6 protein-coding genes are annotated in these 12,123 nt (G+C 67.7%); 3 read left to right on the forward strand and 3 right to left on the reverse strand.

All coding sequences use genetic code 11. The annotated features are described in order from the left end of the window. Positions 1 to 263: 263 nt before the first annotated feature. Positions 264 to 3,545, forward strand: a complete 3,282-nt coding sequence (locus ACFPIJ_RS12155) for a BTAD domain-containing putative transcriptional regulator (protein WP_380114839.1) — start codon at positions 264 to 266, stop codon at positions 3,543 to 3,545. A gap of 152 nt (positions 3,546 to 3,697) precedes the next feature. After that, entirely contained in the window at positions 3,698 to 5,065 is a 1,368-nt protein-coding gene (locus tag ACFPIJ_RS12160; protein WP_380114840.1) for a hypothetical protein, read from the forward strand. Between the two features lie 122 nt (positions 5,066 to 5,187). On the opposite strand, the gene ACFPIJ_RS12165 is transcribed toward ACFPIJ_RS12160, so the two are convergent. After that, a complete protein-coding gene (locus ACFPIJ_RS12165; RefSeq protein WP_380114841.1) occupies positions 5,188 to 7,137 on the reverse strand; it encodes a hypothetical protein in 1,950 nt (649 codons plus the stop codon). A gap of 922 nt (positions 7,138 to 8,059) precedes the next feature. Further along, positions 8,060 to 8,755 (reverse strand): hypothetical protein, encoded by a 696-nt coding sequence (locus ACFPIJ_RS12170; RefSeq protein WP_380114842.1) that lies wholly within the window; start codon positions 8,753 to 8,755, stop codon positions 8,060 to 8,062. 278 nt (positions 8,756 to 9,033) lie between these two features. On the opposite strand from ACFPIJ_RS12170, the gene ACFPIJ_RS12175 reads away from it, so the two are divergent. Beyond that, entirely contained in the window at positions 9,034 to 10,386 is a 1,353-nt protein-coding gene (locus ACFPIJ_RS12175) for an IS110 family RNA-guided transposase (protein WP_380114843.1), read from the forward strand. A gap of 305 nt (positions 10,387 to 10,691) precedes the next feature. Here the strand turns inward: ACFPIJ_RS12175 and ACFPIJ_RS12180 are convergent, their stop codons facing one another. After that, on the reverse strand, positions 10,692 to 11,741 hold the full coding sequence (locus tag ACFPIJ_RS12180) for a hypothetical protein (protein WP_380114844.1): 1,050 nt from the start codon (positions 11,739 to 11,741) through the stop codon (positions 10,692 to 10,694). Between the last annotated feature and the right edge of the window lie 382 nt (positions 11,742 to 12,123).

Below are 12,123 nucleotides of genomic sequence, written 5' to 3' on the forward strand. Positions count from 1 at the left end.
CCCAGCACCCGTGGCCCGCGCCCGCAGCGCAGCAGGTCATGTAATGACCGGTTCTCGATCTGGTCGTTTCAGCAGTCCCGAGGTCGGCGGCCGGCAGATCACGGCTGCGCGCATCGCAACCACTGTGAGCTGCGGTGTTACCTCGTGTGATGGTATGTGATCACGTGTTTGCCCGTGTGACCGCGTGAACGGGTCATCGTCGCCAATCGCGGTTTAGCGTCCCAGACATCAATCGACGTCGGCGTACATGGAGCGCGGTCACGATGTTTGTCGGACGCCCGGAATCCCACCTCGGCACCGCACCGCCGGTCGCGCCGCGCAGCCGATGGCTGCGTCGATGGGCCCGCTATCGGCGGCGTCGCCGGATGGCGGCGGCGCTGCGGCGGGTCTGCGGCGCGTTGACGCTGCTGTGCGCCCTGTTCGGTCTGCCGGCCGCGCTGATCCCGACCCGCCAGGCGTGGTGGTCCGAACTGGACGTCGCGGCCCTGGTCGCGCAACCGCTGAGCCCGCCGGTACTGCTGCTCGCCGCGGTGGGCACGGGATGCCTGCTGTGGGTGTGGCTCGTCGTCGGCACGGTCCTGGACGCCGCCGCCGTGTTCACCCGCACTGCCCGGACCCTCCGGCTGCTGCCCGCGCCATTGCAGACCACCGTCACCACCCTCGCCGGGTCGTTGCTGATGGCGATCACCTCGGTCACCGCGGCAGCTTCCGCCGCCGGCGCCACACCGCCGGCCGGTACGGCCACACACACCGCCGGCCCACCGACCGCCGCGCTGCCGGCGTCCGCTACGGAGATGGTCGCCGCGGTGCCGGACCTGATGCCGGTGTCCGCGGATACGACGCTGCAGCTGTCGCCGATCGTCGGCCCGCGCAGTGCCACGCCACAACTGGTGCACGCAACGCAGGGACGGCCGATGACGGTGACCGTGCGGCGAGGGGACACGTTGTGGAGCATCTCCGAGCGGTGTCTGGGTGATCCGCATCGCTGGCAGGAGATCTACCGGCTCAACGCCGGACGCTACGACCGTGCGGGCCGGATGCGCGGTGGTCATCACATCGAGCCGAGCTGGGTGCTGACCCTGCCCGATGACGCCGAACCGCGTGCCTCGACCGGACACACCGATCCCAGCGGAGGGGCCGGGACACCGCCACCCGCTACCGCACCGGGCCAGTCGAGCAGCCCGGGCCCGTCGACCACGACCACGACCACGACCACGACCACCGAGCAGGCCCGCGACGACGGGATCACCGGCCAAACCCCGTCCGGCATCGCGTCCGTCCCCGTCACGCCGAGGACGGTAAATCCCACTGCAGGTCAGCCCGGGCACGCAGGACCGGCAGATTCCGGGGATCGGACCAGTCGGGGCGGGGCTCCCGGGGTCGGGCTGTTCACCGGTAGCTGGGTCGACGCCGGCCTCGCCGGCGCGATCATCGCGGCAGCCGCGCTGGTCTGGGCGCATCGCCGCCGCCGCTACACGCCGAGAACACCGTCAGCGTCGACCCGACCCGACGACACCGACATCACCGACCTGCCCGCAGTCGTCCGGAAGCTCCGCCGGGCCACCGCCACGTCCACCACAGACGTCGCCGTCGACGCAACCGCCGTCAACGGGACAACCGACGGCCGCGCCACCGGCGGCCAGCACGATAGCGGCAGCGTCGGTTCCGACGCAGCGTCCGGCACGGACCTGCACCACGATGCTGCAACCGACGAGGACCGAGGCGAGGCGGCAGCGGAGCAGAGCCGTTTCGTGCCGGGGTGGGGCAGGTCAGTCGGCCTGGGCCTGACCGGTCCCGGTTCGGAGGCAGCAGCCCGCGGGCTGCTGGTCGCTGCTGTCGCCGACGGCCCGGACAACCCCGCCGACCGCAGCGTCGTGCTGATCCCGACGCCGACCGCAGCCCAACTGTTCGGGACGCCACACGCCCTGCCCGGCACGCCCCGAATCGTGATCACGAACGGGCTGCCGGAAGCCCTGGACCGGCTGGAGGCCATCACGCTGCACCGCAGCCGCATCCTGCACCAGCACGCCGTGGACACCGTCGCCGAGCTACGCCGCGTCGATCCGCTCGAGGAACCGCTGCCGCCGACGATCCTGCTCGCCGGCACCGACATCCTCGACGAGGACCGCGGTCGGGTCACCGCGCTGCTGCAGCAAGGGCACCGGCTCGACGTCCACGGCGTCCTGCTCGGCACCTGGCCACCCGGCGACACCGTCACCGTCGCCGGTGACGGCACCACCAGCCAGACCAGCCAGCACGAGGAGGCTTCGACCGCGACCCCGATCGACGGCGGCACTCGGCACCCCGTCGACCTTGGACGGCTGACCGTCCTGACCGCCGGCGAAACAGTCGATCTGCTCAACGTGCTCGCCGAGTCGCAGACCGGCCAGTTCTCCACCATCGCCGTCATATCCCCCGCACCCGACGAGACGAGCGATCCAGTCGCCGGCGACACCCAGGGCGCCACAGCAGAAGCCGACGCCTCACAACCCAGCACGACTCTGGAAGCCCAATCGCCACGCTCCACCGACGCCGGTGACCCGCCGCCAGCGGCGGACACCACCGAACCGGACGCCGACGCCGACGCTGCCGCCGGGGCGACGGCCAGCCGCACGAACAGCGGTACAACAGACCGTCCGATCCGCCGTGTGGCGGTGGAGCTCCTCGGCACACCGCAAGTCGTGGACGCCGACACCAGCAGAGGAACACTGCGGGCCAAATCGCTCGAGCTCCTGGCGTACCTGGCCGTCCACGACGGCGCCGTGCACTACGAATCGATCCTCGACGACCTGCTCCCCGACGCCCCAGCCCGAAAAGCAGTCCACCGCCTGCACACCTACATCTCCGACCTGCGCCAGATCCTGCGCCGCACCGGCGGCCACGACACCTATATCACCCGAACCGGACAGCGGTACCAGCTCAACCGCGACGCGTTCGACGTCGACCTGTGGAGGATGCGCACGGCACTGCACCAGGCCGAACTCGCCGACGACCCCGCCGACCGGAACGCCGCCTGGCAGCAGGCACTGCAGGCATACCAGGGGCACCTCGCCGACGGCGTGGACTACGAATGGATCGAACCGCACCGGGAAGCGGCCCGCCGGCAGGCCGTCGACGCGGCACTCGCCCTCGCCGACGCCCTCGCAGACCAGCCCGAGACCGTGATCTCGATCCTCGACCGCGCGATCACGCACAGCCCGTACACCGAAGCGCTGTACCAGGCCGCGATGCGCGCAAACGCCTCCGCCGGCCGTCTCGACACGGTCCGGGCACTCCGGCACACCCTGGCACGGCAGCTGGCCGACATCGACGCCGAACCGAGCGAGAAGACCACCACCCTCGCCGATCAACTGCTGACGGCCCCACCGGCCACACCACACCACAACCGCCGGAACCAGCAGCCGAACCAGGCCGACGCGCCGACGATCCCGCCCGCCGATCAACAGCCCACATCCCGAACCGGCCAGGCCGCCGACCACGCACCCGACCCGCCGACCCCACGACTGGCCGGCGACACCGACACGGGCAAGGGCACAGCCGCATGAGCAATTCGACGGGCACCGGGTCAGTCCCCGACGTCCGGCCACGAACCTTCGCCAGCAGCGGCCCACACGTCGACACGGTCCAGGTACCTCGTACCGACGTCCGGAAATCGTCCGCGCGTCGCCACGGCCTCGACGCCGAACTGCACACGGCGGTGCGGCACGCGGCGCTGCTACGGCGCGGCTTCTACTCGGTGGTGCTCGTCGTCGCCCTCGCCGGGCAGGTATCCGGCGCGGTACACGCGCTGGACATTCCGCTGCTCGCGGCGGTCCCGGCAGTCGGTGCGCTGGAGCTCGGTGGCGTCGTGGTGATGGCCAACGCCGACGTGCGACGCCGGCTCGGGGAAGGCGCGACCGGGTCACGACTCCTGTCCGCGGCCGTCGCGGCCGGGGCCGTCGCGTTCAACTGGACCGCGCACCCGGACCCGCTGCTCGGTGGGTTCTTCGCTGGCATGTCCGCGCTCGGATACCTCGTGTGGCTGACCCATACCGAGAACTCCCGCCGCGACCGGCTCCGCGCGCTTGAAGCCCTACCCCCTACCACGCCCGCATACGAACCGGTCGGCCACTGGATCCGCCACCCGTGGCTCACCCACCGAGCCAAGTCCCTCGCCAAGGCGCACCCCAACCTGGGCCTGTACGAATCGCTCGACGCAGCACGCGCTGAACTCGACACCGAACGGCGACGAAAGGCGATCGCCGCCGTCCTGCACCGCAAGATCCGAGCCGCAGTCGACCCGACCACCGCCGACATCGCCGTTGCCGTATACGACCTCGACGAGATCGCTGTCCGGCTCGCGAACCGAGCCGACTACGACGAACTGACCGACCTCATCGCCGAGGACCTCGCACCGACCCGACTCGCATCGTCTCCGACGCAAACCCACCAACCGACTACCGCCCAGGCACCCACCTTCACCGGTCGGACATTCGGATCGGCATCGTTGGGTACACGCAGCCGCCAGCTGGTCGTCTCACCTACGTTGGCGACGCATCAGCACCTGGGCGACGGTGCAGCATTGCTCCAATCCACAGCCGCGTCAGCACAGTCCGCGGTCTCGACAGGGGACCTGGAACTGCTCCCGCACGGCGGCGTAGGCGATCAGCGGCGCCGACGACGAGACGGCGACGAAACTGTTCGGCCCGATTCCCTCCCGAAGGTGGCGTTGCCGTTGGACCTCACAGATGCCGTTGCCGACCTGGATGTCTCCATGACGGTTACCACCGACGTGGCAGCTGAGGCGGCGGCCTCGGCCGCGATCAAGCCAGCCGACCGCCAGACAACCGGTCCGAGACCGTCGGCGCACACCGGCCATCCCAAAACGGCGGCAGACGTCGACAAAGGCGATCTGAACGACGACGGCAACGGCCCCGAAAGACCAGATGCCGTCCCTGACGACACTGCGGCGGCCGTCGCATTCTGGCGGCAGCGCGAGCCGAACCTGAGTCTCGCCGACGTTGCCACCCGAATCGGCCGGTCGAAACGTACCGTGTACCGCTACTGGAACACGACGGCCACCTGAGCATCGCCTTATCCCACCGTGGGAGCGAGAGTGCGCTGCTATCAAAGCCGATCGGCCAACCTACCGCTGGCCCCTCCAGGCCACGCTCGGGATGGCCGGACGCCCCGCGCGTGAGCCACTCTCTAGGGCTTGAATTCCTCCCCAATGTTGGTGATGACGTTGTTCTCCACGGTGAAGCGGTAGAACGTGCGGCCTTGCGTGTAACGCTGAGAGAGCTCCTGCAGCGTCGACGGCACGTTGCCGTAGTCGCTGTTGGGGCGCTGGTCCCACTTGGTCACCGTCGCGTTCGGGGCCACGGTGAGTTCCCGCAACTTCGGGTTGTCGTTGCGGATGTGGTAGTCGTTGCACTCCTCGCCGACCCACTTGGACTCTGGGATGCCATCCTCGCGGCATGCCTGCTGGATGTGCTCGCGCGTGCCGGTGATGTATTCCACGAGGTCGATCTGGACCTTGCGGCTGCCTGGATCGATGTTCGTTACGTAGCCGTATTGCTGTCCCGTTCCCGAGAGGTCGCTGCTGGGCGCCGGCAGCGGCTGGCCACCCGGACCCAGAGCCTCTACGCGAATGGTGATCACGTCGAGATCCGCGTGCCCCAGACTGAGCGTCGTCAGGACGCGATCGGCTTGGGTTCCGAGCGCCATTGGGATCACCTTGATGTCGCTGGTGAGCCCCGCGATGGTGCCGGCCAGGTCACCGGCCGCCTGCTTCACGATCTTTTCCAGCAGCTTCTTGACGGTCTCGGTCGTGAAGCACGTCCGGAACCGGTCCGCCATGGACTCACGTTCCGCCTCGGTAGGCGCCTTGGCCCCCTCAGTCGAGGGCTTGCGCAAGTCGCCCGTGACACATCCGAGGATGTCGGTGGTGAGCTTGAGCTGGTCGAGGGTCTGCTCGTTTGCCTCCGGATGGGCAGCCTTGAAGCCGTCGATGGCCTTGTCCAGACCTTCCACTACGCCCACCAGCTCGGGAGCCACCTTGGTGAGTTCCGTCAAGAATGCCCGCAACTCGGTCGTGGCAATCTTGAGCGGGCCGATGAGCGTAGTGATGGCCACCCAAACGCTGTCGACCAGGATGCCGCCCTGATCGATGTAGGCGTTGAACTCCATCGGCAGCGGTGCCGACGGCATGAGCTTGCCCACGCCGATGTTGCCCATCGGGATAGCGACCTTGTCTGTACCCGACCAGATCCAGTAGCGAAGGAACTCGAAGAGGTCCGTGTCCTCAGGCAGGTCGTCCATGCCGACGGTCACCCCGGAGTGGGTCCAGGCCAGCATGGGGTATGGGAGGTAGTTCTTCAGCCGCAGCCGCGTCACGCCATCCTTGTCCTTGACCGGCTCGGCGCAGCCCTCGAAGAACTGCGGCTTGAGCGAGCCTTTCACCGTCACCCGTACCTTGGTGGATTTGGGGTCGCAGTTCAGGTCCGGGCCGATGTTGAGCAGCTTGTCGAAGGTTTTGGTTTCGAGCTCTTCGATGAAATCTCGCACCGGTGGGAGAGCCATGAACGGGAATACGGCCATCTGGCCGTAGAGAGAGGCTTTGATCAGCCCGTGTCCGACGTTCCGAACCAGCCGGGTGGCCGCGCCGAAGAGGCTGAAGTGCGGCGCGGTGGCCGCGACTGTGTGTGTCTTGGGATCGGCCACCGAGTCGACCAGGGGGAAGGCCTGGCCCAGGTGATCGTCGTAGACGTAGACAAAGATCGAAGGATATTTGTCCGTCGGAACGTCGGCCGGGAGCTTGAAGCTCACCTTGATCCGCCCACCGGGCAGCGTGGCGCCGCCCTCGGTGTGGATGTCCACCGGCATCGTGAGCTGGGCGGCGTTGGCCATCGATATGGTCTGGAATGCTTCGTCCGGCAGCTCCTTGGCCGGCACGAAGTCAACCTTGGTCTTGCCCGTGACGGCGTTCGGCGGGACCGTCAGCCCCACCGCGCCTCCGAGCGCCGAAATGCTGCCGCCATTGGCATCGATAGCCTGGCTGTCAGTCTTGCCCGTACCGCAGCCCGTCACGCTGCAGCCCGGCAAGGCCAGCACCAGTAGTGCTACCACAATGGCCGACGGCCACCGCTTGCGTGGCATAGGTCCTCCCAGCGAGTGCGAGTGGCAAATAGCGAAACAAGCCCGTTGGCTCAAAGCCTGAAACAGCTCCGACTAGAAGTGCGGCCACAGGGTGGCCCCGATCAGCACGGGCCTGCTCGCCGGTACTGGATCAGAGCGCGCAATGCTGGGGCGACCTCGCCCAGGTGCGCATTGGTCGATTGCAGATGGCGCTGAGCCTCGTCGAGCCAGACGATCGTGTAGGGCCGACGTGGCCAATCTCGGCGGTCCTCGCCTCGGGTCTGTTCCGGATGCCACAACCGCCATCACCCCGGCGTTGCTGCTCGATCTCCTTGACCAACTCCTGCCGGCGCGGGTCCTTCCCGGTGAACGATCCGTCGAACAGGACCATGAGTCTCGACTCGCATACCGGGCCGGCGCATCCCCCAACAGCGACACACGTCTGCCGGCGCCAACACACCGATGCCGACCCACCCACACCTCGACCAACCGGCAACTCGAATCCAGCGTCGTCCAGCGCCACCCCGTCCCCGCCATCAGACCACCCCCCGACTCGCCGATGACCTCCCTGCTGCCTGACGGACAAGGAGGTCCTCGGGCAGCATTTCGAGCTGGCCGAGAAGCGCGATCAGAGTGAAGTCGTTCAGGTGGGGCGACAGTCGCGCCGTCGTGATCAGTCTGAGGGCTGAGCGTCGAACTGCACGAACAGCCCCGGCCTCGACGGCGCCGCACGGTCGCAGTGATCATTCACGGAGATTGCGCCAGAGCCGAGTTCGGGCACCGGATGTCGCTGAGTTTCGGAACCAGCTAGATCTCACCGAGGTCGATGTTCGCGAGTCCGGGCGCCACCGACAGCGGCAAAGGCTAGGCCTGTCGCCGAACCGGCGTTCCGCTCACGCACCGTGATGAGTTCCGGGACTCGACGCGCGTTGTCTGCGGCAATTCAGTTCATCTGATCGAGGTGCGGCTGTGTCTGTACCGGCTCGTCGGCGACGTGCTTCGGGCTCAACTCGGACGATGCTTCTTCCGCCCATCGCCTGCCCACCGGGTCCGTGCAGGCGTCCAGAAATGCTCGTGCCGCAGCGGCGATGTGCTCACGGTGGACGGCCAGCTCCGGAACTCGTACGAGCACCACCGCCGCAGTTATCGCCTCCTGCCGAACACCCGGGTCCGGGTCGTCCAGAAACGCGGCGACAGCATCGTAAATCTGGGGACGGAGCTGCCGGACAGCGCGCCACGCCGGATACTCCAGCGGCGAATGTCCAGCCAGCTCGACAAACTGACGGACGCGAACGTCACCGACTTCGTCCGCAACGAAAGACAACCAGGTCAGCAGATGGCCTCGCAACGGCCGGAGTCTGCCGTCCGGGCTCCGGATCACCGTATCGCCACCCACCTTGCGGTCCAGCAGCGCCAGCACGTACCGGACAGCGGGCACCGCCGGCTCGAATACGTTCGGATACTCGATGAACGAGGCCCACAGATACGACAGGCCTATCGTCATGGACTGCGGGTCGTCAGCGGCGAGGCCGTGCAGCGAAGGCCGCATATCGGGATCTGGCCACCAGTACTCGTCCGCCTGACAGGCCCGCATGATGTCGTTGACAATCCTGCGTAGGTCAGCCTCCTCCTCAGCCACGGCAGCATGATTACACAGCATCGACGAGCCCGTGGCGGCCGCTGCATCCACAAGGTGATCTCTCGGTCCTCTTCACCGTTGCCGTGATCGGGTGCTCGCACATCGGCAGAGTCACGCACCGGCCGGCGCGGATGCCCGTCACACGGCGTGACGGGCTTCGTCGAACTTGCGCACGATCTGCGGCATAGAAAGACGTTCTGCGTGTCGATGCAGGACGTAGGAACGTCCTCCTGATGCGCTTGTCGGGCTTGGTGTCCCATCGCAGGAGGAGGACGTTCATGGGTAACGGTAGCGGTGTGTCCCGCGGCGATCGCAACCGCAACGCGCGGCTCGCCCGCTTGCGGGCCCTGGTCCCGGCCGCGAATGCGATCGTCGGTATTGATCTGGCAGACCGGAAGCAGATGGTCGTGGTCACCGACCATGACTCGAAAGTGTTGGCACGCAAGACTTTCCGGTGTCATGCCTGGGATCTGGGCGCGGCGTTGGACTGGGCCGGTCCGCAGGCTGCGGCGAACGGCTTCGCCGGGGTGACGGTGGCGTGTGAGCCGACCGGTCACCGCTGGCGGGTGCTGGGTCAGCTGGCCGGGGAACGCGGGATGCCGTTCGTGTGTGTCCAGCCGATGCTGTCGTCGTGGGCGCGGCGCAGTGAGGATCTGACCTTCGACAAGACCGATGAGAAAGACGCCGTGATCATTGCCCGGCTGACGGCGCAGCTGCGCTGCTACGTTCCCGAACCGGTTGATGAGACGTGGGGCCGGCTGCGGCATCTGGGCGCGCGTCGTGAGCAGTTGCTGGTGGAAGCTGGCAGTCAGGTGCAGCAGATCCGAGCCCTGTTGGAGTGTGTCTGGCCGGCGGCGTTGCAGACTGCGCGGCAGCCGTTTCGTTCCTCGACGTGGACCGCCGCGATGTCCATCGTGGTGGACCGCGATGGCGCAGACCTGGCCCGGACGCGCCGGCTGGGGTTGGTGCGGTTCGAGACCGCGGTGCGCCGCGAGGTCGTTCGGCGGGGCCGGCAGAGACCGTGCCTGCGGATCGTGCGGCTGCTGTTCGCGGCGCTGACGGATCCGGCCGGGGTGATCGCCCACCGTGCGGGTGCCCTGGAGCGGGTTGCGCTGCTGCTCAGCGACTGGCTCGAGACTCACCGCCGGCTGCTGGACACCGAGACGCGGATGACCGCGGTCCTGGATGAACTGCGGCTGACCGAACTGGTCACCTCGATCACCGGCCTCTCGGCGGTCGGTGCTGCGGCGATCCTGGCCGAGACCGGTGACCCGAACCGGTTCGCCAGTGCCCGGGCGTTGGTCAAGCACGCCGGCCTGGCCCCGCGGGAGAAGCTGTCCGGCACCTTCAAGGGCCGCACCAAACTGACCGGGCAGGGACGCCCCGGACTGCGGCTGGCAGCGTGGCGAGCCGTGTGGGGCGCGCAACGCGCCAACCCGGTCTACGCCGCCCGGTTCACCCACCTGACCACCCGGGAGCAGAACAAGCTCACCGTCACCCAGGCCCAGGCCGTGATCGCCGCCGCGATCCTGCGGCAGCTGCACGCCGTCGTCACCACCGGCCGGGCCTGGGACCCGGCCATCGCCACCCACGGCGCTAAACGTCGCATGGTGATGCCTACCGCCGCCTGACATCAGCAGGCGGCCCGTCAAGCTGGGTCGGGGCGAGCCCCACGCGGCATTGAGGAACCACGGTTACCTCGACGCTCATCATGGGCAGCCCCGCCCGTCGTCTCACCAACCCGATTACACGCTGCCGGGACCAACCCCATTACGGCTATGCAGGGACAGACGACGGACGAGGCACCCGACCGAACGTTTGACAAGAACGTCTTACGCTGATGAGCGGATGGTCGGTCCGCTGCTGTCAGCGACACTCATTGCCCCCGCTGAGGGTGACGTTCGACCCGTTACAGCTCGGGCGCTGGTGTGGGTGATCAGCTCAGCGTTGCCCATTGCACCCATTGCATCGGTGGCCGTTTCCGCACGTCGAGTGGACGCAGCCAGTCGTAGTGGTCATCGAGCTCCGTGCCGGGTGGGTCTTCGGGTCCCAGGATCCGTCGGCAGGCTTGATCGAGCCGTTCGAAGCTCACGCCCGCCTGAAGCATTCCCCGCTCGTGCGGGTCCAGCCGGGGCGGTCGGTTGCGTCTGCCCCGGCGGCCGGCGAGCGTGGTTTCGCTCCGCTCAACGGTCCAGTCGGCCCATTGCAGGATGGTGCTCTGTACGACGGCGTAGCGGTCAGCGTGTATACGCGGTGCCGAATCGGGTAACGCCGGGGCGTCGTCGCAGCGGCGGACCTGTTCGGTGTAGTGGTGCTGCCAGAACTCCAGCCGCCATTCCGGCCACGCCTGGCCGAACCCCTCCAGCAGGTCCAGGATCGGCGCGGTCGACCACACGCCGACGAACCTGTCATCCACGTCGATGTGCATGCCCGACCGTGGCATCCAGTCGGGGATATCGTTGGGCGGTGCGTCCATCGGATCGTTCAGCAGCTGCGGTCCACGTCGCCACGGCTGGGCGGAGGCCGACGTATGCAGCCGGACGCCGCCGATGTCGCGGATAGAGATAAGTGACGGCGGGCTCCACCAGTCCTGCGGCGGTGGCCCGGCAGACCAGGGATCGCGGTGTGGCTGCGCCACGCCGAGTGCCTCGGTGATGTCGGGAAGTCCTTTGTAGGCCCAGCGGATGGTCCACGACTCCCAGCTGTGCTGGACAGCTCGGAGGATCGCCTCTCGGCGCGCGTAGCCGTAGCCGGCGTCGATGAAGAACAACAACTCGTTGTGGTCGAAATCGACCAGCGCGGCGGCCTCGCACTTCGTCTCGTCATTCCAGCGGTCGGGCTGTCGAGCCGGATGAGCCTCGAATACGGTCGCGGCCACGTCCGGCCCGAACACCAGATACGCCTCGAATGCGAACCCGAGCGCCTTGGATCCATAGCTACGCCACACACCGTCACGCATCACGGCCGCATCACCACGCCAAGCCACGCAACGGATCGTAGCCGACCCCGGACGGACGAGACCACAGTTTCCGCCGCAGCCTGTGCGCGCTCATCGGCAGAAGTGTGCGGGGAGCCAGGGTTCGCTATGACGGTCGGCGTCTACGGAGAGTAACGTGGCGTCCTTGTGTCAGGTCGGACTGTGCCTCCCTTGTGGTCAACAAGTGGCGCTCGTTCTCGGCTCTGGCGCAATCTCCGTGAATGATCACTGCGGCCATGCGGGCGCCGTCGAGGCCGGCGCTGTTCGTGCAGTGCGACGCTCAGCCCTCAGGTAGCCGTTGGCGTCCTACGGCCTGGCTTCACGAAATAGATGCTGTTGGTGATCTTGGTTGTTTGGCCGGTTCGGGGCGCGTCGCTGCCGAAGCTGAAGG

Origin of the sequence: Dactylosporangium cerinum, assembly GCF_042653625.1 — a bacterium.
GTDB classification, from domain to species: domain Bacteria; phylum Actinomycetota; class Actinomycetes; order Mycobacteriales; family Micromonosporaceae; genus Dactylosporangium; species Dactylosporangium cerinum.